At 60.1% G+C, this 21,713-nt stretch carries 24 protein-coding genes and 2 tRNA genes; 10 read left to right on the top strand and 16 right to left on the bottom strand.

Annotated elements, in window-relative coordinates; all coding sequences use genetic code 11:
- Positions 1-70 precede the first annotated feature (70 nt).
- From F2982_RS00980 to F2982_RS00965, 4 genes are all read right to left on the bottom strand, one after another.
- Positions 71-919: a DUF1365 domain-containing protein gene (locus tag F2982_RS00980; RefSeq protein WP_203429993.1), complete on the bottom strand. Its 849-nt coding sequence runs from the start codon at positions 917-919 to the stop codon at positions 71-73.
- Between the two features lie 2 nt (positions 920-921).
- Entirely contained in the window at positions 922-2,268 is a 1,347-nt protein-coding gene (locus F2982_RS00975; protein WP_203428993.1) for an FAD-dependent oxidoreductase, read from the bottom strand.
- A complete protein-coding gene (locus tag F2982_RS00970; protein ID WP_203428992.1) occupies positions 2,265-3,716 on the bottom strand; it encodes a deoxyribodipyrimidine photo-lyase in 1,452 nt (483 codons plus the stop codon). The genes F2982_RS00975 and F2982_RS00970 overlap by 4 nt, the downstream gene beginning before the upstream one ends.
- A 153-nt stretch (positions 3,717-3,869) precedes the next feature.
- The gene (locus F2982_RS00965; RefSeq protein ID WP_199629399.1) at positions 3,870-4,181 is read right to left on the bottom strand and encodes a hypothetical protein; all 312 of its coding nucleotides are present in this window, start codon (positions 4,179-4,181) and stop codon (positions 3,870-3,872) included.
- A 211-nt stretch (positions 4,182-4,392) separates the two neighbouring features.
- Here F2982_RS00965 and F2982_RS00960 point away from each other — a divergent pair, with 211 nt between their 5' ends.
- Positions 4,393-4,689: a hypothetical protein gene (locus tag F2982_RS00960; RefSeq protein ID WP_203428991.1), complete on the top strand. Its 297-nt coding sequence runs from the start codon at positions 4,393-4,395 to the stop codon at positions 4,687-4,689.
- On the opposite strand, the gene F2982_RS00955 is transcribed toward F2982_RS00960, so the two are convergent.
- Positions 4,690-5,007 (bottom strand): hypothetical protein, encoded by a 318-nt coding sequence (locus F2982_RS00955; protein ID WP_203428990.1) that lies wholly within the window; start codon positions 5,005-5,007, stop codon positions 4,690-4,692. It abuts the gene before it with no gap.
- Positions 5,008-5,036: 29 nt separating this feature from the next.
- Positions 5,037-5,111, bottom strand: a tRNA-Asn gene (locus F2982_RS00950).
- Between the two features lie 116 nt (positions 5,112-5,227).
- Between F2982_RS00950 and F2982_RS00945 the strand changes: the two genes are divergently transcribed.
- A complete protein-coding gene (locus F2982_RS00945; RefSeq protein WP_203429992.1) occupies positions 5,228-5,527 on the top strand; it encodes a hypothetical protein in 300 nt (99 codons plus the stop codon).
- A 9-nt stretch (positions 5,528-5,536) separates the two neighbouring features.
- Here the strand turns inward: F2982_RS00945 and F2982_RS00940 are convergent, their stop codons facing one another.
- The 8 genes from F2982_RS00940 to F2982_RS00905 form a co-directional block, all read right to left on the bottom strand.
- Positions 5,537-6,541 (bottom strand): inorganic phosphate transporter, encoded by a 1,005-nt coding sequence (locus F2982_RS00940; protein WP_203428989.1) that lies wholly within the window; start codon positions 6,539-6,541, stop codon positions 5,537-5,539.
- Positions 6,541-7,182 carry a DUF47 domain-containing protein gene (locus F2982_RS00935; protein ID WP_112711559.1) on the bottom strand — a complete coding sequence of 214 codons (642 nt, stop codon included), beginning with the start codon at positions 7,180-7,182 and terminating at the stop codon, positions 6,541-6,543. Before F2982_RS00935 ends, F2982_RS00940 begins: the two co-directional genes overlap by 1 nt.
- Before the next feature lie 146 nt (positions 7,183-7,328).
- Positions 7,329-7,496, bottom strand: a complete 168-nt coding sequence (locus tag F2982_RS00930) for a hypothetical protein (protein WP_199629396.1) — start codon at positions 7,494-7,496, stop codon at positions 7,329-7,331.
- Positions 7,497-7,552: 56 nt separating this feature from the next.
- A complete protein-coding gene (locus tag F2982_RS00925) occupies positions 7,553-7,786 on the bottom strand; it encodes a hypothetical protein (RefSeq protein WP_112711560.1) in 234 nt (77 codons plus the stop codon).
- 200 nt (positions 7,787-7,986) lie between these two features.
- Positions 7,987-8,060, bottom strand: a tRNA-Cys gene (locus tag F2982_RS00920).
- Positions 8,061-8,220: 160 nt separating this feature from the next.
- Entirely contained in the window at positions 8,221-8,376 is a 156-nt protein-coding gene (locus F2982_RS00915; protein ID WP_203428988.1) for a hypothetical protein, read from the bottom strand.
- A gap of 99 nt (positions 8,377-8,475) precedes the next feature.
- Positions 8,476-8,619, bottom strand: a complete 144-nt coding sequence (locus tag F2982_RS00910) for a hypothetical protein (protein ID WP_162708597.1) — start codon at positions 8,617-8,619, stop codon at positions 8,476-8,478.
- Between the two features lie 70 nt (positions 8,620-8,689).
- Entirely contained in the window at positions 8,690-8,914 is a 225-nt protein-coding gene (locus F2982_RS00905; RefSeq protein WP_203428987.1) for a hypothetical protein, read from the bottom strand.
- Positions 8,915-9,279: 365 nt separating this feature from the next.
- On the opposite strand from F2982_RS00905, the gene F2982_RS00900 reads away from it, so the two are divergent.
- From F2982_RS00900 to exoR, 6 genes are all read left to right on the top strand, one after another.
- Complete coding sequence (locus F2982_RS00900) at positions 9,280-9,924, top strand: protein-L-isoaspartate O-methyltransferase (RefSeq protein WP_112711563.1); 645 nt, start codon at positions 9,280-9,282, stop codon at positions 9,922-9,924.
- Positions 9,925-10,143: 219 nt separating this feature from the next.
- Positions 10,144-11,022: a DUF2497 domain-containing protein gene (locus F2982_RS00895; RefSeq protein WP_203428986.1), complete on the top strand. Its 879-nt coding sequence runs from the start codon at positions 10,144-10,146 to the stop codon at positions 11,020-11,022.
- Between the two features lie 119 nt (positions 11,023-11,141).
- The gene (locus F2982_RS00890) at positions 11,142-13,982 is read left to right on the top strand and encodes a valine--tRNA ligase (protein ID WP_203428985.1); all 2,841 of its coding nucleotides are present in this window, start codon (positions 11,142-11,144) and stop codon (positions 13,980-13,982) included.
- Between the two features lie 403 nt (positions 13,983-14,385).
- Complete coding sequence (locus F2982_RS00885) at positions 14,386-15,636, top strand: OmpP1/FadL family transporter (RefSeq protein WP_203428984.1); 1,251 nt, start codon at positions 14,386-14,388, stop codon at positions 15,634-15,636.
- Positions 15,637-15,865: 229 nt separating this feature from the next.
- The gene (locus F2982_RS00880) at positions 15,866-16,357 is read left to right on the top strand and encodes a hypothetical protein (RefSeq protein ID WP_203428983.1); all 492 of its coding nucleotides are present in this window, start codon (positions 15,866-15,868) and stop codon (positions 16,355-16,357) included.
- Between the two features lies 1 nt (position 16,358).
- Positions 16,359-17,159 carry an exopolysaccharide production regulator ExoR gene (gene exoR / locus F2982_RS00875; protein ID WP_112711567.1) on the top strand — a complete coding sequence of 267 codons (801 nt, stop codon included), beginning with the start codon at positions 16,359-16,361 and terminating at the stop codon, positions 17,157-17,159.
- A 7-nt stretch (positions 17,160-17,166) separates the two neighbouring features.
- Here exoR and xth read toward each other — a convergent pair whose 3' ends face one another.
- Both xth and erpA read right to left on the bottom strand, forming a co-directional pair.
- Positions 17,167-17,958: an exodeoxyribonuclease III gene (gene xth, locus F2982_RS00870; protein ID WP_199629390.1), complete on the bottom strand. Its 792-nt coding sequence runs from the start codon at positions 17,956-17,958 to the stop codon at positions 17,167-17,169.
- A 115-nt stretch (positions 17,959-18,073) separates the two neighbouring features.
- Positions 18,074-18,406, bottom strand: a complete 333-nt coding sequence (gene erpA, locus F2982_RS00865; RefSeq protein WP_203428982.1) for an iron-sulfur cluster insertion protein ErpA — start codon at positions 18,404-18,406, stop codon at positions 18,074-18,076.
- A 223-nt stretch (positions 18,407-18,629) separates the two neighbouring features.
- On the opposite strand from erpA, the gene F2982_RS00860 reads away from it, so the two are divergent.
- Positions 18,630-19,847 (top strand): deoxyguanosinetriphosphate triphosphohydrolase, encoded by a 1,218-nt coding sequence (locus F2982_RS00860; RefSeq protein ID WP_203428981.1) that lies wholly within the window; start codon positions 18,630-18,632, stop codon positions 19,845-19,847.
- 66 nt (positions 19,848-19,913) lie between these two features.
- A complete protein-coding gene (gene argS, locus F2982_RS00855; RefSeq protein WP_203428980.1) occupies positions 19,914-21,671 on the top strand; it encodes an arginine--tRNA ligase in 1,758 nt (585 codons plus the stop codon).
- Positions 21,672-21,713: the final 42 nt, after the last annotated feature.

Here is a 21,713-nt window from a genome sequence, read left to right as displayed (position 1 = left end):
CAGCCTCTTAGCCGGTTAAGGACAGCGATTGCATGAGCCAGCCCCCCGGCATTTGTAGAGAACGCTAATGTCATTCAGCAGCTTCTGCAATATGCCGCGGACGGCGCACACTCACCGGTGGCGGGGGAGCCGGGCGGGAGATGTATTTGGCACCCTTGATCCAGAGTTTCAGCGCCTCCCAGTGGATGCCGGCGACGATCTTGAAGGTCAGGAACGGGATGCGCGCCGTCAGCCGCGCCAGCGCCCAGCTGGTGAGCGGCATCTGCGCTCCCGAGAAGGTGGCAGCGAGAAGCGGCCCTTCCGCATCGGTCTCCAGAATACGCCAGCGGATCTCGTTGCCGGGCGGCAGCATGCGGAAGTGATAGTCCATGTCCATGCCGATGAAGGGCGAGACATGGAAAAGCTTGCCGCAGCTCTGGCGCAGGCCGCTGTCCGTCAGTTCGCCTGGTTCCACCAGGCAGACATAGGTGTGCCGCTCGCCGAAGGTATTGCGCACTTCGTAGATGAGAGCGATCAGATCATCGGCTCCGTCATAGGCGTAATAGACGGAGAGCGGGTTGAAGACGTGGCCGAGGATGCGCGGATAGCAGACGAGCAGGATGCGCGCCGCGCGTTTCGCAAGCCCGGCATCCACGAGAAGCCCGTCGGCGTAGGCACGCAACGCGACAGCAGCATCGCCGGTGTGATCGGCCTCCTGAAAGGAGATCAGGTTGCGGCCATTGACCGAGAACAGCGGCGAGAGACCGTCAGCCTCATCGAGACGATCGAGATCTACCATCAGCGAGTAGACGCTGTAGCGGAACCGGTGGCCGAACGGCTTCATCCGCTGGTGCATGACATGGCCGCAATAGAGCACGGCAGGCGCGTCGGGTGGCGGACCGTTCCGCTCCATGCTGGCACCAGAACTCTGCGGCCGCATCGTCACGCAACGGCCTCCAGGAGAGGGGCGCGGGAGGAGGCTCCGGTAGTTCGCCAGGGAATGACCCCGCCCAGAGCCTCTGCCGCCGCCAGACCGGATACTAGCCCATCCTCATGGAACCCGTAGCCGGTCCAGGCGCCCGCGAAATAGCAATTGTTCTTGCCCTGGATTGCCGCGATCTCCTGCTGCGCCTTCATGCCATCGGCGGAAAATTGCGGATGCTCGTAGCTGAACTCGGCAAAGACCTTGGAAGGATCGGGCTCGCGATCCGGGTTGAGCGTCACGAACAGCGGCAGCTTTTGGTCGATGCCCTGCAGCCGGTTCATCCAGTAGCTGACGGCAACGCCGGCCCGGCCATCCTCCTGGCTGGAGCGCAGGTAGTTCCAGGAGGCCCAGACCTTCTGCCGCTTCGGCATCAATGCCGTGTCGCGATGCAGCACGACCCGGTTCGGCTGGTAGGGAACCGCGGCGAGCAGCCGCTTTTCCCGGTCGCTGGCATCGACGAGCATCCGCGCCGTCTGGTCGCTATGCGAGGCGAAGATCACCTTGTCGAAATGCTGCTCGTTGCCGCTCTCGTCGATGACGGTCGCGCCATTGGCATGCCGCATCACCCCGCGCACGCCGCAGGATAGCTTCAGGCGGCTGCCGAGCGGCGCCAGCAGCTTTTCGAGATAGTTGCGGCTGCCGCCGGTCACCGTGCGCCACTGATGCTGCTTGCTGTAGATCAGCCGGTGATTGTCGAAGAAATTGACGAAATGCTCGGCCGGGAATTGCAGCATCCGCTGCGACGGCGTCGACCAGATCGCTGCCGCCATCGGCACCAGATAATTGTTGGTGAATCCCGGCGAGAAACCGCGCCAGTCAAGATAGTCGCCGATCGAGCGCGACGCCAGATGACCTGCGGCCCGGTCTTCGAGGCAGGTCCGGTTGAAGCGCAGGATCTCGCGGATCATCAGCAGGAAGGAGGGACGCAGCAGGTTGCGCTTCTGGGCAAATAGCGAGGACAGGCCGCAGCCGCTCCATTCCAGCCGCCCCTGATCAAGCGACAGTGAGAAGCTCATGTCGCTGGCGTGGGTCGCGACATCGAGTTCGGCAAACAGCGCCGTCAGGTTCGGATAGCAATGTTCGTTGTAGACAATGAAGCCCGTGTCGACCGGGACACGCTGTCCGTCATAGTCGATATCGACCGTCGCCGTGTGCCCGCCGGGCAGGCTGCTCTTTTCGAACAGCGTGACGTCGTGCACCGGGTTCAGCGCCCAGGCAGCCGATGCACCCGATATTCCCGAGCCGATGACGGCGATCTTCAAGCGGCTTTCGGGCGGCCGGGCGAGATGAAAATGCGCGTTCATGCAGCGTCCTTTATGGCGTTGTAGGCCTTCAGCGCCCGGTCGCGGGCCTTGGCGTGATCGACGATCGGTTTCGGGTAGGTCTCGCCGAGCACGATGCCGGCCTTTTCAAGCGCGGCCGCCGGCGCCTCGAAGGGGCGGTGGATATATTTGTTGTCGAGCTTTGCGAGCTCCGGGACGAACTCCCGCACATAATCTCCGTCGGGGTCGAACTTCTCTCCCTGGAGGATCGGGTTGAAGATTCGGAAGAACGGCGAGGCATCGGCGCCCGATCCCGCCACCCATTGCCAGTTGGCGGCGTTGCTTGCCGGATCGGCATCGACGAGCGTGTCGCGGAACCATTTCTCGCCGCGCCGCCAGTCGATCATCAGGTCCTTGATCAGGAACGAGCCGGTGATCATCCTGACGCGATTGTGCATGATCCCGTGGCGCCAGAGCTGGCGCATGCCTGCATCGACGATCGGGTAGCCGGTGAGGCCACGCTTCCAGGCTTTGAAATGTCCCTTGTCATTATGCCATTCGAAGCCGTCGAAGCGGTCGTTCCAGTTGGCATAGGGAAGCTTCGGGAAATGGAAGAGCAGGTGGTAGCAGAACTCGCGCCAGGCAAGCTCCTTGCGGAAATGCACGAGATCGTCTGACGGCACCCGCTTGGAGAGACCGCGCGTCGCCTCCCATATCCGTGCCGGCGAGATTTCGCCGAGTGCCAGATGCGGCGAGAGCATCGAGGTCGCGGCAACCGACGGGAAATCGCGATCCTTCTTGTAGCCGTTCAGCCGCTCGTCCACGAAATCCTGCAGTTTCTCCAGCGCCGCATCTTCGCCCGGCGTCCAGATATCGCTGAATTCCGATGCCCAGTCGGGCTTGACCGGCAGCAGCTTCCAGGAGGCGAGGGGCTCCGAATGCGGCCAATGGCTAGGGAAGGAGAATTTCTTCGGTGCATCGAGCGGATGCGGCGGCTCGCCCGAGCCTTCGAGCGCCCGCCAGAACGGCGTGTAGACGCGATAGGGCGTACCGCCGCCGGTCTTCAGCTTCGAAGGCTCATGCAGCAGCTGCCCGGCAAAGCTGCGCGCCTCGACCGCCTGACGCTCCAGCTCGTGCTTGATCCTCATATCGACGGCAATGCCCGGCGGATCGTAGCGCCGGTTCCAGAGCACGGTCTCCGCGCCGGTGGATTTGACCAGCGCCTGCAGCACCTCCAGCGCATTGCCAGTCATCAGCACCAACTTGCCGTGGTGCTTGTGCAGCGAGGTCTCCAACGCCTCCAGCGAATGGTGCAGCCACCATGCCTGGGCAGCACCCAACGGCCCGTTGCCCGACGTTTCCGGCTCGCGGATATAAAGGGGAATAATCGGGCGGCCAGAGGCGCAGGCTTCGTGCAGCGCGTGATTGTCGTCGAGACGCAAATCCTTGCGAAACCAGAGAATAACCGGTTTTTCCGCTGCCTTCGCCAATGCTTTCGTTCCCTGTCCCGTTCTTTTGGTCTGCTACGTATCTACGGTAGGCTTGGATCAAAAGTTTCAGTTGGGAAGACAGTTTTATTCGCCTTGCCGCGCACATGAAAAAGGCCGGTGAGAACCGGCCTTTTCGCTTGGCTGTTTCGAAGATCAGTTGTCGTATTCGCGGCAGCGCTCGCTGATCGAAGCGCCGCCCTGGCCGGCGCGACTATCCACACCCTGGCCCTGACGCGGCATGTTCGGGCATTCCAGAACGCCGCGGGGCTCCGCAATGCTCTGTGTCGTTGTCGGATCGACGCGCTCGATGCGGACAGGATGGGAGCCGTTGCTGTCGTTGCTCGCGTCGGAAGAATAGAGCGGCGCATCGGGAGCCGTGGTGTCGTAAGCCGGTGCCGACTGGGCGAAGGCCGGAGCGGCGAGCCCGAGGGCGAGCAGCGAGGCTGCGGCAAATGTCTTACGCATGGAGAAACTCCTCCTTGATCTGCTTTTTCTCTAGGGGTGACAGAAACGGAACCCGCGGGCCGCGTCATTGTTCCGAACTTTCCCGCAGAGGTTTCAGGCGGCCGCAGGGCAGCGTGGTTACGCGTAAACCTTAACAGGCAAAGCCGCTGGCAGATGCGTCGGGGCGCCGCTAGGAAGCCCTCAGCCGCATGATGCAGCGCCGGGGTCTCCAATGGTCATTTCTTTTTTCGAAGCAGCGGATATGTCGTTCAAGGCAGCCTTGTCGGTCGCTGTGACGATCGGCGGCATGATGGCCGCCACCGCGATGCTGAAGACCGAGGCGACGGAGACCACGCGCCTCGACCTCTCCCGGCCGGTCCTCTGGCCGTCCGAGCCGACACGGGTGCCCGCACCGTTCCGCTTCGCCGCCAATGATCCGGCGCAGGTCGCCGCCGATGCCGGAGCCGTCTGCGTCAGCAATATCGGCCTCAGAATCGATTGCGACCTGATCAGCGCCTCGGCGCTCTGATCAAAGGCTACCGCCATCCTTGTAATAGCTTGGGTATTGCACGAATTCAGGATCGCGGCCGTCCGCGCGCTCTTGCGTGCTGTCGGCCTCGTCTGCGGGCTTCGAATAGCCGTGGCTGATCAGCCAGTCCTTGACGATGTGGCGCATCGCCCGGTCGCGGTCGGTGATGCCGAACTCCCGCATGAAGACCCGGAGCGCCTGCTCGCAACGTTCTGAAAAATCATCTGCCATAAAGTGGTAAGAGGCGAGGCGGATGATTGTTCCGAGTTTCGATGTCGTGGAAAAAAGAAGAGCCGGTTCGTGGTCGAACCGGCTCATTCAATCTGTCAGCTTATCGCTGATGAAACTGGCTCCCCGGGCCGGATTCGAACCGGCGACCTGTCGATTAACAGTCGAATGCTCTACCGCTGAGCTACCAGGGATCACCGCTTGCCGCGGTGTGAGTGGGCTAATACAAATGCTTGTTCGATTTGCCAAGCGGTTTTTTCAAAAAATGACATCTCCTTGCAATTATTGGACTTATCCCCATCTCCTGTGGATGACTGACGGGAAAAACAACACGGATAAAAAGCGCGAAAAGCGTTTCGGCATCGATCACGCGACCGGAGAACTCATTCTTGGGTCATGGCGCATACCGCTGCCGCGCTCGCGCATCGCACGCATGGCCATCGGCCTGTTGCTGATCATCTGCGGTTTGCTGGGATTTTTGCCCATCCTCGGCTTCTGGATGCTGCCGCTGGGCTTCATCGTGCTGTCGCACGACCTGCCGATCGCCCGGCGCTGGCGCCGCAGGCTGTCGCTATGGTGGCACCGGCGGGGCAGGCCCGCCGGTAACTGAGGCCTCACATCAGGCGAAGAGGCTGGCGGCCCAATAGAACAGCGCCGAGATCAGCGCTGCCGCGGGCAGGGTGACGACCCAGGCAACCACGATATTGCCGGCAAGCCCCCAGCGGACGGCCGAGACGCGCTTGGCAGCGCCGACACCGATGATCGCGCCGGTGATCGTGTGCGTCGTCGAGACTGGAATGCCGAGCCAGGTGGCGCCGAACAGCGTCAACGCGCCGCCGGTCTCGGCGCAGAAGCCCTGCATCGGATTGAGCTTGGTGATCTTCGAGCCCATCGTGTGGACGATTCGCCAGCCGCCGAAGAGCGTGCCCAGCGCCATCGCCGCCTGACAGGACAGCACCACCCATAGCGGCACATGGAAGCTGCCGCCGAGATAGCCCTGCGAATAGAGCAGCACGGCGATGATCCCCATCGTCTTCTGCGCATCATTGCCGCCGTGGCCGAGCGAATAGAGCGAGGCCGAGACAAATTGCAGGATGCGGAAGGTGCTGTCGACGGCAAAGGGCGTCTGGCGCACGAAGATCCAGGAGACCGCGAGCACCAGGAACAGTGCCAGCAGGAAGCCGATCATCGGCGACAGCACGATGGCGCCGGCCGTCTTCAACAGGCCGCCCCAGACGATCGAGCTGAAACCGACCTTGGCAAGCCCCGCGCCGACGAGGCCGCCGACCAGCGCATGCGAGGAGCTCGACGGTATACCGAAGACCCAGGTGACGATATTCCAGATGATCGCGCCCATCAGTGCCGCAAAGATCACCATCGGACTGACGATCTCAGGATTGATGATGCCGGTGCCGAGGGTCTCGGCGACATGCAGGCCGAAGAACAGGAAGGCGATGAAGTTGAAGAACGCCGCCCACAACACCGCATATTGCGGCCTGAGAACGCGTGTCGAGACGATCGTGGCGATCGAGTTCGCCGCGTCATGCAGTCCGTTCAGGAAGTCGAAGAACAGCGCGACGGCGATCAGCCCGGCAAGCAGCGGAAAGGCGAGGGTGGCATCCATCAGACGTTCTCGATCACGATGCCGCTGATTTCATTGGCGACGTCCTCGAAACGGTCGACGACCTTCTCGAGCTCGGCATAGATCTCGCTGCCGATGATATAGGCCATCGGGTTCGATGCGCCGTGGCGGCGAAAGAGATCCTTGAGGCCGAGATCGTAGAGCTCGTCGGACCGGCCCTCGACGCGCGTCACCTCTTCGGCGATCGCCGTCAGCCGCGGCGCGTTGGCGCCCATGCGGTCGAGCAACGGAACGGCCTCGGCAATCAGATGCGCTGCCTTGACGATTTCCTTGCCCATTTCCTGCATGCCCGGATCGAAGCTCTTCTGCTCGAACAGCCGGATGGTCTTGACCGTCTTGTGCATCATGTCGATCGCATCGTCGAGCGACTGGATCAGATCCTTGATGTCGCCGCGGTCGAAGGGCGTGATGAAGCTGCGGCGGACCGCGAGCAGAACGTCGCGGGTAATATCGTCGGCCTCGTTTTCGAGCGCGACAATGCGCTCGCAATGGCGCTCGGGATCGTTCCCGGCCAGAAGTTCGTTCAGCGCTTCTGCGGCGCCGACGACGGTGCGGGAATGCTGAGCGAAGAGATCGAAGAATCGGTCTTCGCGCGGAAGAAGTTTGCGAAACCAGCTTAACATGGTGACCCCGTGGATGCTTGAGTTGTCACGCAACTGTCACAAATGGGGTTCTGTTGCAATAAAAGCTGGCCGGGAAGGGCCGCAGCCTCGGGCTTTTCCACGCGTTTACGGCTGAGATCACACAGGCCGCCACAGCTGTCACACTCTCAATGAAGATCGAGCGTCAGCTGCCTGTTCTTGATCTGCGGCAGCGGCAGGCCGATCTCGATCTTGCCGAAAACCCGCCTGCGGCGTTCCTCGTCCTTCTCCCGTTCCGCCCGGCTGGCGGCGACGGTCGCGAGGGCATTTGCGATAACCTGCTCGGCATGCGTCATAAGAACCTCCGTCGTTTGTTCCTATTTTGTTCTCGTGAATGCAAATGTCAAGAGCTTCACTCACCGAAGTAAAAAACCGGATCGCGCGTCAATTCGCCATTGCCGAGATGGCCGTACAAATCCCTGCCGAGAATCCAGTAGGTGATCTTCTGCGTCGCAAGAGAAAAGACATAGTCGCCATCCACCCAATGCTCGGCCTTGCTGCCGCCGATCGGGAAGAGAAACTTGCCGGCTTGATAGAGAACGGCCTTTTCGGATCGATGATCGAAAATATATCGTGTTTTCGCCATGTGTTATCCTGCCGCTATACGCAAGATACAACGTCACATGGGATTTTAGATCTGTCTATATTATCAGAAGTTGAGGATTGGTCTATTCACAAATAAGATAAGCCTAAAACAGCATTATCCCAAAAATGGGCAATACGATCCCGCGCGATGAAATCATCGCGATTATATTCGGAATCATTCAAGCGGGGATTGTTTGAAGTTGGAGGCCTCGCCCGGAATTGAACCGGGGTACAAGGATTTGCAGTCCTCTGCGTCACCACTCCGCCACGAGGCCATCCGTGAACGACTTGTTCAGTGGTGGCGCGGATTTAGAATGATCCAAAGGAAACCGCAAGAGGTGTTTTCCGAAAAAAATCGGGCGGTCATCCGGCCGTCGCATTCAATGCGCTTGATCATTCGGCGAATCCGCTCATTATCCTTATATGAGGAATATCTCAAAACCCTTTGTCACCAGGGATGATCCGGACCGGCACATACGCTGTCAGGATGCGCTGCAGTATGCGTTCCGCGATCTGATCGAGGCCGCGGTTGAGGCCGGGTGGAGCGAGCAGGAAGCCGTTGATGCCGTCGGCGAACTGGTCGAGGGACATATTCAGGACCTCATGGCGCGCGCCGATTCCGCCGCTCTCATGGCGCTTCTGAAGACGATGCGCTGATTCTGCCCGCCGCCGGTCGGCGAGCGCAGGCTCTCAATTCACGCTTCTGAGCGAGGGAAGGGGCGAAATGCCGCCGGTGATCACACCGGGCGTGCTCGACGCAATCAGCGGAATGCAGAGAATGATGACGATGAGCCCGCCGATGAAGCAGGCGCCAAGCATCAGGGATCTGTTCATGCGGGCTCCGTCTCTGCCTTTGTTTTTTAGCTTATGCTGTACAAAGCTGACGGATTCCTGAAGGCTGCAATCAGCGCTTCGGGCCGGATTTCAGGTAGAGATAGCTGCCGGCGGCGAAAAAGATCAGCGTAAAGCCCGGCCAGGCCACGAACACGGTCGTGTAACCGCAAGCGCCTTCGAAGCAATCTCCGAGCGTTCCCGCCACGGATAGCCGCAAGGACAGCACGCCCGCGAGGATGACGCTCGCGGCGGCGATCAGCAGCAGAATGAAAATCGTAAAACCCGTGCTTCGCATTCAAACCTAAAGAGCGGGCCGTCTGATTCCTGCCTGCTGCGCTGTGTTTATCTTCAACTCGTCCGGCTGTTGACGAGCCCGCAGCAAAGTACGCCGACGAGCGCCACAGCGATGAAAAGGTCGAAGAACGTCAAATGTACGAAAAAGGCAGACATAGCCTGCTCCTCCTCATTTCCTCCGGTTGCAATAATACCACAGGGGAAAGCTTTGTTCCACTTCGGAGTTCAGAAAGCGCTCCTGCACCGCAAAGGCGGCCGATATGCCGCAAGGATTCTTGCCGCAGGCGCGAACGGAGCCTTGAAAGCATCCGAACCCGGGATTAAGAGACGGAACACATGGCCGCGGTAACCGGGCGAGAGGATACGATGGATTTCGAAGCAGCACGCGTAAAGATGGTCGACAACCAGATCCGTACGACGGACGTGACGTCCCATTCCGTGTTGAGCGCGTTCCTCACGGTTCCGCGCGAGGCGTTCGTTCCCGAGAAGGCCAAGGTTCTGGCCTATATCGATAACGATGTCGAAATCTGTCCCGGCCGCTTCCTGATGGAAGCTTCGCCGCTCGCCAAGCTGCTGCAGCTTGCCGCGATCACCAAGGAAGACACGGTTCTCGAAGTCGGCTGCGGCACGGGTTATACCTCGGCGCTGCTGTCGCTGACCGCAGGCTCCGTCGTCGCGCTCGAATCCGACGCATCGCTTGCCGAGCAGGCCAAGGCCAATCTCTCCGGCTATGCGAATGTGTCGGTCGTTGCAGGCGATCTCGCCAAGGGCCACACGGCTGGCGCCCCCTACGATCTGATCTTCGTCAACGGTTCCGTCGAGGAAGTTCCGGCTTCGCTTCTCGGCCAGCTCGCCGAAGGCGGCCGTCTCGTCACCGTCGAAGGCTACGGCAATGCGGCCCGCGCCAAGGTCTTCGTTTCGGAGCGCGGCGCGGTTTCCGAAAACGTCTTCTTCAACGCTTCGGTTAAGCCGCTTCCAGGCTTTGCCAAGCTTCGCGAATTCGTATTCTGAGCCTTTCCTAAAGGGCTTTTTCGATGCGGGCGCCACGGGCGCCCGTTTCTGTTTCCAGGCTTCATTTGCTGCCCGCCAGTTCATCCAACAAAACTGTGCATGGACGCATTCATTTGATTCGCGATGATTTTTTTCGCGTCTGGGTATTCTACTGTCTGGGTGATTCGGATGCCCACTCCATGCAATCCGATCGTTGCTTTAAGCTTAACGGGGATAGATATGGCTCAGCCAAGCGTAGCGCGTGAACCGTCCATGGAAGAGATCCTGGCGTCGATCCGCCAGATCATCGAGAGCAATGAGCCGGGCGCCGGCAAGGCCATTTCCCCGTCTCTGCCTCCGGTTTACGGTGACGATGCCGAGGATGAAGGTCACGATTCCAACATCCACCTGACGGTCGATGACACCTACGCCAATGTCGAATTCCCCGAGCCGGTGCTGACGCAGGATCCCCGCTTTGTTGCCGCCAATTCGGCTGGCACCCGCGAGGCCGAGCAGCCGGCGCGCGCCATGTCGCTCGCCGATGTCGCCGCCCGCGTCCGCGCCGCTTCCGAGCGCCTGCCGGCCCAGCCGCCGCGCGAATTGCCGCCGGTCTTCCGTCAACCGGAACCCGTTGCCGCACCTGTTGCCGAGGAAATCCGCCGTCCGGTCGAGCCGGTCGCCGCTGCACCGGTTGTTGCGCCGCTGCCGGCGCCGAAGCCTGCTCCGGTTGTTGCCGAAGTTCAGCCTGCCGAGCCCGAGCCGCTGCCGCAGGCCGTGGAATCCGAGATCGAGCCGGTTGCCGAGCCGCAGGCGTCGATGGCGCCTGAAGCCCCGGTTGCTCCGGCACCCGTTGCGCAAGCACCGGTTCCCTCCTTCCTGCCGCAGGTTCTCGAAGAAGCCCAGGCGCTGATCTCGCAGGATGCCAGCCTCCAGGTTGCGCGCTCCTTCGAAGAGCTGGCGTTGGCGATCGACGGCGCCGAGCGCCGCTCTCTCGACGAGATCGCCGAGGACATGCTGCGCCCGATGCTGCGCGAATGGCTCGACGACAATCTGCCGACGCTGGTCGAGCGCCTCGTGCGCGAGGAAATCGAGCGCGTGGCGCGCGGTCCGCGCCGCTAACCGGAAACGCCTTTTGCCGAATGCGCCGCTCCGGTCTCCGGGGCGGCTTTTTTATTGACTTGCCTGCAGCCATCCTATTTACAAACCCGCATCCTAAAACCCCGAAGTTTGGTCATAAAATGCTCGACAAGACCTATGATTCCGCCGCAGTCGAACCGAAAATCGCTGCGAAATGGGACGAAGCCGATGCCTTCCGTGCCGGTGCCAACAAGAAGCCTGGTGCCGAAACGTTCACGATCGTGATCCCGCCGCCGAACGTGACGGGATCCCTGCACATGGGCCACGCGCTCAACAACACGCTGCAGGACGTCATGATCCGGTTCGAGCGCATGCGCGGCAAGGACGTGCTCTGGCAGCCAGGCATGGACCATGCCGGTATCGCCACGCAGATGGTTGTCGAGCGCAAGCTGATGGAACAGCAGCTTCCCGGCCGCCGCGAAATGGGCCGCGACGCCTTCATCGACAAGGTCTGGGAATGGAAGGCTGAATCGGGCGGCCTGATCTTCAACCAGCTGAAGCGCCTTGGCGCTTCCTGCGACTGGTCGCGCGAGCGCTTTACGATGGACGAGGGCCTTTCGGCAGCCGTTCTTGAAGTCTTCGTAACGCTTTACAAGGAAGGCCTGATCTACAAGGACAAGCGTCTGGTCAACTGGGATCCGAAGCTTCTGACGGCGATTTCCGACATGGAAGTCGAGCAGATCGAAGTGAAGGGCAATCTCTGGCACCTGCGCTATCCGCTGGAAGAGGGCGTCACCTACCAGCATCCGGTTGCTTTCGATGAAGAGGGCAAGCCGACCGAATTCGAAACGCGCGACTATCTCGTCGTAGCCACGACCCGCCCGGAAACCATGCTCGGCGACACCGGCGTTGCCGTCAATCCTGACGATGACCGCTACAAGTCGATCGTCGGCAAGCATGTCATCCTGCCGATCGTCGGCCGCAAGATCCCGATCGTTGCTGACAGCTACGCCGATCCGACGGCGGGCACCGGTGCGGTCAAGCTGACGCCGGCGCATGACTTCAACGACTTCGACGTCGCCAAGCGCACCGGCCTGCGTGCCATCAACGTCCTGAACGTCGATGCCTCCGTTAATATCAAGGACAACGAGGATTTCCTCGAAGGCCTTGATCATCCGGCGGCACTTCATGGCGCATGGGACCGTCTCGAAGGCCAGGACCGTTTCACTGCCCGCAAGATCATCGTCGAAATCTTCGAGGAAGCCGGCCTGCTCGACAAGATCGAGCCGCATACGCACATGGTGCCCCATGGCGACCGTGGCGGCGTGCCGATCGAGCCGCGCCTGACGGAACAGTGGTGGGTCGACAACAAGACGCTCGCCAAGCCGGCGATCGCCTCGGTTCGCGAGGGCCGCACCAAGTTCGTCCCGAAGAACTGGGAAAACACCTATTTCCAGTGGATGGAAAACATTCAGCCCTGGTGCATTTCCCGCCAGCTCTGGTGGGGTCACCAGATTCCGGCCTGGTATGGCCCGGATGGTCAGGTCTTCGTCGAGAAGACCGAGGAAGAGGCGCTCGAGGCCGCGATCCAGCATTACCTCGCCCATGAAGGCCCGTGGAAGGCCTGGGTGCAGGACAAGATCGAGAACTTCCAGCCGGGTGAAATCCTGACGCGCGACGAAGACGTGCTCGACACCTGGTTCTCGTCGGCGCTCTGGCCGTTCTCGACGCTCGGCTGGCCCGAGAAGACCCCGGAGCTCGCCCGCTACTACCCGACCAACGTTCTGGTCACCGGCTTCGACATCATTCCCTTCTGGGTCGTCCGCATGATGCAGATGGGTCTGCATTTCATGAAGGACGCCGACGGCAATCCGGTCGAGCCGTTCCACACGGTCTATATCCACGCTCTGGTTCGCGACAAGAACGGCCAGAAGATGTCGAAGTCGAAGGGCAACGTCATCGATCCGCTGGAACTGATCGACGAATACGGCGCCGACGCGCTGCGCTTCACGCTCGCCATCATGGCGGCGCAGGGACGCGACGTGAAGCTCGATCCCGCGCGCATCGCCGGCTATCGCAACTTTGGCACCAAGCTCTGGAACGCCACGCGCTTTGCCGAGATGAACGGCGCCAAGAGCGATCCGAATTTTGCGCCTGAAGGCGTCAAGCTGACGATCAACCGCTGGATTCTGACGGAACTTGCCCGTGCGGAACGTGACGTAACGGAAGCCATCGAAGCCTACCGCTTCAATGATGCTGCGGGCGCGCTATACCGCTTCGTCTGGAACCAGGTCTGCGACTGGTATCTCGAACTGCTGAAGCCGGTATTCAGCGGCGAAGACGAGGCCGCCAAGAAGGAAGCACAGGCCTGCAGCGCCTATATTCTCGAAGAGATTTACAAGCTGCTGCATCCGTTCATGCCCTTCATGACTGAAGAGCTCTGGGCCCATACGGCCGGCGAAGGCGCGGAGCGCGATACGCTCGTCTGCCATGCCGACTGGCCCGCGCCGTCCTTCTCGGATGATGCTGCAGCCGATGAGATCAACTGGCTGATCGACCTCGTTTCGGGAATCCGCTCGGTCCGAGCAGAGATGAACGTTCCGCCGTCGGCAACTGCACCGCTGGTCTTCGTCAGCGCCAATGCCGAGACCAAGGAACGCCTGTCGCGTCACGACGCGGCGATCAAGCGCCTGGCGCGTGTCGAAAGTGTCTCGCTCGCCGACGCCGCCCCGAAGGGCGCAGCCCAGATCGTCATCGGCGAGGCAACGGCCTGCCTGCCGCTCGGCTCGCTGATCGATCTCTCCGCGGAAAAGGCCCGCCTCGAAAAGGCGATTGCCAAGACCGAGGGCGAGATGTCCCGCGTCAAGGGCAAGCTCTCCAACGAGAAGTTCGTCGCCAACGCCAATCCTGAAGTGGTGGAGGCCGAGCGCGAGCGTCTCGCGGAATTCGAGAGCCAGATGGCCAGCCTGAAAGTAGCGCTTGCAAGGGTGATCGAGGCCTGATCCACTCTTGGTAGCAAACTATTCCAAAACGGCGTCCGGAACCCTCCGGGCGCCGTTTTCTATTTCCGGCATCATGAGTCGAAAACGCATGCCTTAATTAGCGTTTCCACCCTGTGGAGTTTGACGAATCTGCGAAATTTTCAGTGGAAGAGGCCGAAAAGACCGACTGTTGTCAGATTGATACAGGGGCTAGGTGGCTTGGAACGATCGTTTAAAAATAATCCGAAATGATTAGTTTGTTAGGATAAAATTTTACCATACCCAAATTTTTGACGTGCTCGTCAATTTCTTACGTCAATTTAACTTCTTGCATGCATTGTGGCGGCATGAAGGCGCGCATTGTCATCCGCGCCATTCCTTTGCAAGGTGCAGCCATCTGCATTGCTTGAGTGGGGGAGACACAATGGCATCTCGTATGTTTTCCAAGGGCGTAGCATCGCTCGTTATCCTTTCGTCCTTCGCATCGCCGTCATTTGCCGGCGGCCTGGAACGCGGCGGCTACAATATCGACCAGCTGTTCGATACGGGGCCATTCTCGTTCAATAGTTCGGCTGTTTACGTCGCTCCGCAGCGGAAACTGAAGAACGTCGTCGATACCGACACAAATCCAACCAACCCTTTCACCAACGAATATGGTGGGGGTGATCTTAACGGCCGGCCCGATTCTGTTCATGATACCGATGGCTATTGGGTTCCAAGAGTTGGCTTTAAGGCCGCAATTGGTGACAGCGTGGACTGCTTGGCGGATTACTCACAGCCTTGGGGTGCTCACACCAATCCCGGCGTAAACTGGGCTGGCGCGAACCAAAATATTGAAACCAAAGTCGAGAGTGACAACTACGCTGCTACTTGCTCGTACAAGTTTGATATGGGTCCGGGCCAGTTCCGAATAATTGGTGGCGGATTCTATCAAGAGGTTAGTGGGTTCAAGGAGCGGCTTGTTCAGGATCCTTCGCTATTGCCGGCTGGATTCTCGGGCATTGGCAGATTGGATCTCGAAGGGGATGGCTGGGGTTGGCGCGTCGGCGCGGCTTATGAAATCCCTGAATATGCACTCAGGGCGAGCCTAGTCTACAACAGCTCTGTTAGCTTGGATAATATTACAGGCAACATTGATCTGACGCATGTCCTGCCGGTTGTTGGCACAAGATATGCCGTCTCGGGCTCCGCCGATTTGCCGGATACGCTTGAGTTGAAGCTTCAAAGTGGTATCGCACCCGATTGGTTGGCCTTTGGCTCTGTTAAATGGGCCAACTGGAGCAAATTGCAGGTTCTAAATTTCTGCCCGGCTACGCCTACTGCGCTGCAGCCATGTACGGACTTGGATTTGCTTTATAAGGACGGTTGGACGGTTACCGCCGGCATTGGTCACAAATTCAACGACCAATGGAGTGGCGCGGTAAGTTTGACTTGGGATCGGGGTACTAGCCAGGGCTACGGCACGCAGACCGATACGTGGACGGTTGGTACGGGCGTCGCATATACCCCTAACGACAATGTTGAGCTCCGGTTGGCTGGTGTACTTGGCATCTTGACGAGCGGCGAGTCTGGCGCGGTGACCTATCAAGGGGTCACATACGGCGACGACGTCTCCTACTCCTTTGGAAACGATCTAGTCGCGGCAATTTCGGCTGATTTCAAAGTCAAGTTCTAACGCCATCATCGGAGCACAAAGCCCGGCCCAGTGCCGGGCTTTTCTTTGCTTGATGCCATATTAATCATGCCTTTTGGACATCCCATTTTGTGACGAATCCGCAACAGTTTTTACGACAGTTGGCGTAAGCTATCTCTAGGGCGAATTTGTCCATTTCCCGCCACAAACAGGGCGCAGCGGTATTTGCGGGCAAGGGAATGGCAGGCGTAGGGTGCGTTTGAAAAGTAAGATGGGTCGAGTTTTTTCAGGGACAGGCGAGAGCCGATCGGAGACCGGATTTCATTCCGCTCCATTTGCGATTCAGCTTTTCCCGCAAGGCGATTCCGCCGGAAAATTTCGCTCTCAAGTCGTGTCTTCCATCTGTCCATTCTCCGATGTTTCCGCGTCCATGACGGGCGCTGACGAGCACCGCGATCACGCCGATACCGGTTTGGTCACATTTGGTGTTTACGGATATTGGGAAGGCGGAAAGACAGACGTTTCTTCCGCGAAAATGACGCCGCAGGCATTGCAGGCGGGCCAGGCCGGAACCCGGGTGGTCTATCGCGATGCGCAGGAAATTCAGGCCCTCGAAGAAGGGCGGAAGGCTGGATGCGACGCGGGCAAAGGAGCCAGAGAGCTCGCCGCGGGATCGCTCGCCTGGAGGAGATACGCCGGGACGCGTGCAGCGGAGTTTTTGCTGCCGGGCTGGTCTGCGATGGAAGCGAAAGAAACTGATTGAAATGCTGACATCCGAGTTCAGACTTTTCAGATTTGCTCTCATGGGGCTGTCGATCGCGCTTTCAGCAGCGGTTGCCTCCCCAGCCGGCGCTTTTGATATCAATGCCGGCGTCACCAAGGAATCCGGTCCCTTCGATCTCTTCAAGTTCGGCTTCAAGGCTTACAAGAGCGGCCAGAAGGAAGAAGCTGTCGAAGCCTACAAATACGCCGCCGAGAAGGGTCATACCGGCTCGCGCTGGGCGCTGGCCAACATGTATGCCGACGGCGACGGCGTGACCCAGGACGATTTCGAAGCCTTCAAGATCTATAGCGAGATTGCCCAGCAGGGCGTCGAGCCGGGTTCCGAAGATACCGGCTTCTTCATCAATGCATTGCTGTCGCTCGCGAGCTATTACAAGCACGGCATTGCCGGTAGTCCGGTGAAGGTCGATCTCAACCAGGCCCGCCAGCTCTATTTCCAGGTGGCGTCTACTTTCGGCGTGCCGGAAGCGCAGTTCCAGCTGGCGCAGATGATGCTTTCGGGCGAGGGCGGCAGCCCCAATCCGCTGCAGGCGAAGAAGTGGCTGAACCAGGCCCGCAAGAGCGGCCATCCGGGCGCCATGTCCGTCTTCGGCAACATCCTCTTCCAGGAAGGCCAGTCGGCCCGTGGTCTGGCGATGATGACGGCGGCACTGGACCGCTGCAAGCCGAAGGACTGTGGCTGGATGGAATCGCTGCAGGAGCAGGCTTTCTCGGTCGCGACCGAAGGAGACCGCCGTGCAGCGGTCTCGCTCTCCCACAATATCGCCACCAGCGGCGACTGATCTCCGTTTAAGCCGCGAAGTCGAAATAGGCGACGACGGGAACGTGGTCGGACGGTTTTTCCCAGGCGCGGACGTGTTTCTCGATGGCCGTCGAGGTCATCCGGTCTGCCGCTTCAGGCGACAGCATCAGATGGTCAATGCGGATACCGTTGTTCTTCGGCCAGGCGCCGGCCTGATAATCCCAGAATGAATAGAGCTGAACCGCATCCGTCGTGGCGCGCACCGCATCGGTGAAGCCGAGGCTTTCGAGCCTGCGGAAGGCTTCACGGGTCTGCGGCAGGAAGAGCGCGTCATTCGCCCAGACCTTCGGGTCGAAGCAATCATGCGGCTCGGGAATGACGTTATAGTCGCCAGCCAGAATGAGTGGCTCCTCATAGCTCAGCCGCTGCGCCGCAAATTGCTGCAGACGCTCCATCCAGGCGAGCTTATAGGTGTATTTCTCGGTTTCGACGGGATTGCCGTTCGGCAGATAGAGGCAGCAGACGCGCAGCGCCTTGTTGCCGGGCAGCGAGAACACTGCCTCGATGAAGCGCGCCTGCTCGTCCAGCGGATCGCCGGGCAGCCCGCGGCTCACTTCGTCCGGCTTGCTCTTGGAGAGGATCGCGACGCCGTTGAAACCCTTCTGGCCATGCGTTTCGACATGATAGCCCATCGCCTCGATCTCAAGGCGCGGAAAGCCTTCGTCGACGGTCTTGATTTCCTGCAGGCAGACGATGTCGGGATTGGAATCCTTGAGCCACTGCGTCAGGTTGTCGATGCGCGCCTTGACGCCGTTGATGTTCCAGGTCGCGATCTTCATCCATCACCTCTTGCTTCGTGCCGATCTTGTATCGTGATGGGTAGCAACCGGACAAGACGATAAACCGGCCGGAAGAGATTTCTTCGGCCGGTCGGGTCTGAGATCGGTGGAAAGCTTAGATCGAAAAGCTCGTTCCGCAGCCGCAGCTGGCAACCGCGTTCGGATTCTTGATCTGGAAGGACTGGCCGAGCAGGTTGTCGACGAAGTCGATCTCGGAGCCGGCCATATAGACCAGCGAGAGGCTGTCGATCAGCACCTTGGCGTCGTTCTTCTCGACGATCACGTCATCGTCCTGAACGCCGTCGGCAAGGTCGAACTTGTAGGAAAAACCCGAACAGCCACCGCCTTCGACGGAAACGCGCAGCGCGCTCTTTCCTGCCTCGGCACCGACGATCGCGGCGATTCGCTTTGCGGCCGCATCGGAGAGGGTTACTGAAGTCTCTGTCATGCTTCCTCCTGCCGGGGTCAAGATCCGGAGAGAATTGATAAAAGCCGCTGAGCGTTCAAACGGCTGATATCAAAAGAATTTATCACGGGCGCTCACGGAGCGCATTATTGCGGAAAGCGGTTAAGAAAGCGCCGCTTTGCCTGATATACTGACTATAGGTATGAAGAGCGTGAAGCGGCGTCAATGGGGCGATCCGGCCGCGCGGTTCGAATGACGGTGAAGAATGACGATTGACAGGCGTGCATTGGGTTTCGGCAACAGCGAACGGGCAGTCTATGCGGCTGATCCCTGGACGACCCGCGGGCGGCTCTATCAGGAGAGCTCCAGCCCGACGCGATCCGACTTCCAGCGCGACCGCGACCGCATCGTCCACACGACCGCCTTCCGCCGCCTGAAGCACAAGACGCAGGTCTTCATCGCGCAAGACGGCGATCACTACCGTACGCGCCTGACCCATACGATCGAGGTGGCGCAGATCGCCCGCGCTCTGGCGCGTGCCCTGAAGCTCGACGAGGATCTCGCCGAGGGCGTGGCGCTGGTCCACGATTTCGGCCACACCCCGTTCGGGCACACCGGCGAGGATGCGCTGCACGAGGTGCTGCTGCCCTATGGCGGCTTCGATCACAATGCCCAGTCGCTGCGCATCGTCACCAAGCTCGAGCGCCGCTATGCAGAGTTCGACGGTATCAACCTGACCTGGGAGAGCCTTGAAGGCCTCGTCAAGCACAATGGCCCGCTGCTGACGCCGGACGGGCAGGGCACGCGCGGGCCGGTTCCCCAGCCGATCCTCGATTATTGCGAGCTTCATGACCTGCAGCTCGCGACCTATGCCAGCCTCGAGGCACAGGTGGCGGCGATCGCCGACGATATCGCCTATAACACCCACGACATCGACGATGGCCTGCGCTCCGGTTACCTGACCTTCGACATGCTGGAGGAGATTCCGTTCCTCGCCGGGCTGATGGCGGAAGTTCGCGATCGCTATCCGAACCTGGAAGCCAGCCGCTTCACTCATGAGATCATGCGCCGGCAGATCACCCGCATGGTCGAGGACGTGATCTCGGTTGCGCAGGAGCGTCTCGCCCAGATCAATCCTAAGAGCGCCGACGATATCCGCCACGCCGATCGCGTCATTGCCACCTTCTCGCCGGCGATGGCCGAAACCGACAGGCTGATCAAGCAGATGCTCTTCAAGCGCATCTACCGCCACCCGGAGATCATGCGCATCCGCGCCGGTGCGGCACAGATCGTCACGGATCTCTTCGGGGCCTATATGGCGAACCCCAAGGAGATGCAGAGCCACTACTGGGTGGATCACATCGCCGGCCTTGCCGATGCCCCGAAAGCCCGCCATGTCGGCGACTATCTGGCCGGCATGACGGACACCTATGCCATCAGCGCCCACAGGCGATTGTTTGACCACACTCCCGATTTGCGATAGTCAGCACGCGCCCGGCGAGAGCGCCGGTCGATGCCTTGTGGCACAGCCTATGCATGGAAGAGTGCGATGAACCTTTTTACCGATTTCGAAGCCAGGATTAAAACCGCCCTTGAACAGATCGATCTGGTCAAGGAAAAGCGATCCGAGCTCGATTTCGGCCGCATCGCCGTCGAGCCGCCGCGCGATGTGACGCATGGCGACGTCGCGACCAACGCCGCGATGGTGCTCGCCAAGCCGCTCGGCACCAACCCGCGCGCCTTCGCCGAAATCATCCTCGGCAAGCTGAACGAAGATCCTGATGTCGCCGAGGTTTCTGTGGCCGGTCCAGGCTTCATCAACATCAAGCTGTCGGTAGGGTACTGGCAGCGGCTGCTCGGCTCGATGATCGAAGCCGGCACCGATTACGGCCGCTCGACGCTTGGCGGCGGCCGCAAGGTCAATGTCGAATATGTCTCGGCAAACCCGACCGGCCCGATGCATGTCGGCCATTGCCGCGGCGCCGTTGTCGGCGACGCGCTGTCGAACCTCCTGGCCTTTGCCGGCTATGCCGTCACCAAGGAATATTACATCAACGATGCCGGCTCGCAGATCGATGTGCTGGCGCGCTCGGTCTTCCTGCGCTACCGCGAAGCCCTCGGCGAGAATATTGGCGAGATCCCCGCCGGCCTTTATCCGGGCGATTACCTCGTTCCGGTCGGTCAGTCACTGGCCAGTGAATATGGCGTGCGGCTGCACAACATGCCGGAAGAGCAGTGGATGCCGATCGTCAAGGACAAGGCGATCACCGCGATGATGGCGATGATCCGCGAAGATCTCGAGGTCCTGAACGTCCATCACGATGTCTTCTTCTCCGAGCGCACGCTGCATGACGGCGGCGCCGCCGGTATCCGCACCGCCATCAACGACCTGACCTTCAAGGGCTATGTCTACAAGGGTGCGCTGCCGCCGCCGAAGGGCCAGCTGCCGGAGGACTGGGAAGACCGCGAGCAGACGCTGTTCCGCTCGACCGAAGTCGGCGACGATGTCGATCGCCCGCTGATCAAGTCCGACGGGTCCTATACTTACTTCGCCGCCGACGTTGCTTACTTCAAGAACAAGTTCGATCGCGGCTTCAACGAGATGATCTACGTGCTCGGCGCCGACCATGGCGGCTACGTCAAGCGCCTGGAAGCGGTCGCCCGTGCGGTTTCCGAGGGCAACTCGAAGCTGACGGTGCTGCTCTGCCAGCTGGTAAAGCTGTTCCGCAACGGCGAGCCGGTGAAGATGTCGAAGCGCTCCGGCGACTTCGTGACGCTGCGCGACGTGGTCGAGGAAGTCGGCCGCGATTCGGTGCGTTTCATGATGCTTTACCGGAAAAGCTCCGAGCCGCTGGACTTCGATTTCGCCAAAGTAACGGAACAGTCGAAAGATAATCCGGTCTTTTACGTGCAATATGCGCATGCCCGTTGCATGTCGGTTTTCCGGCAAGCGAAGGAGGCGTTTCCGGACCTCAATGTCAGCCCGGAAGACCTCGCAAAAGCGGTGTCCGGAATCTCGGATCCCGCGGAATTGCAGCTGATTGCGAAGGCTGCCGAGTTCCCGCGCGTCGTCGAATCCGCTGCCCAGGCGCAGGAGCCTCACAGGGTCGCTTTCTACCTCTACGACCTCGCCAGTTCGTTCCATGCACACTGGAACAAAGGTAAAGACCAGACTGAATTACGATTTGTTAACGATAAGAGCCGAGAATCGAGTATTGCCAGACTAGGGCTGGTGTACGCTGTCGCTTCGGTTTTGAAGTCGGGTCTTGCCATTACTGGTACCGCCGCACCGGATGAAATGCGATAAACGTCACCAAATCCCCACATTGCGCTGGCATTGACCGCGTTG

The organism is Rhizobium sp. BG4 (assembly GCF_016864575.1).
GTDB lineage: Bacteria > Pseudomonadota > Alphaproteobacteria > Rhizobiales > Rhizobiaceae > Rhizobium.
This window is presented reverse-complemented; position numbering and strand designations above follow the sequence as displayed.